The sequence below is a fragment of the Curtobacterium flaccumfaciens UCD-AKU genome (assembly GCF_000349565.1).
Taxonomy (GTDB): domain Bacteria; phylum Actinomycetota; class Actinomycetes; order Actinomycetales; family Microbacteriaceae; genus Curtobacterium; species Curtobacterium poinsettiae.
On record NZ_KB714623.1, the window covers coordinates 403 to 988 of the forward strand.

1 protein-coding gene is annotated in these 586 nt (G+C 66.2%); it reads right to left on the reverse strand.

The features are described from left to right. Positions 1-586: ATP-binding protein (locus H489_RS29895; RefSeq protein WP_017887470.1), on the reverse strand; the 586-nt coding region annotated here is incomplete at both ends.

Below are 586 nucleotides of genomic sequence, written 5' to 3' on the forward strand. Positions count from 1 at the left end.
GGTGTGTTCTCGCATGTTGAAGGTGCCGGTTTCGATCCAGAGGGTGTTGTGGACGATGCGGTCCATGATGGCGTCGGCGTGGACTCCGGAGCCGAGGCGCTGGTGCCAGTCCTTCTGGGCGTACTGGGTGCAGAACACCGTCGAGGCGTGTCCGTAGCGGCGCGCGAGGAGTTCGAGCAGCATGCTGCGCATGCCCTCGTCGGGCGGGTCGAGGAGCCATTCGTCGAGAACGAGCAGCGTGAAGGCGGCGTACTTCTTCAGGAACGTCGTCTTGCCGTTCGGCTTGTCTTGCGCCAGCGCCCACGTCTCGGCCAGATCCGGCATCCGAATGTAGTGCGCCCGGATTCGGTGGGTGCAGGCCTGCTTGGCCAGAGCGCACCCGAGGTAGGACTTGCCGGAGCCGGTGAAGCCCTGGAAGACGACGTTCTGGTGCCGGTCGATGAACGAGCAGGCGCCGAGCTGGGCGATCACGCCCTGGTCCAGGCCGCGCTCGTGGAGCATGTCCAGCCGCCTGAGGTCGGCGTTGGGATAGCGCAGGCCGGCTCGCCGGATCAGGCCCTCGACTTTGGCGTGGGTGAACGTGGAG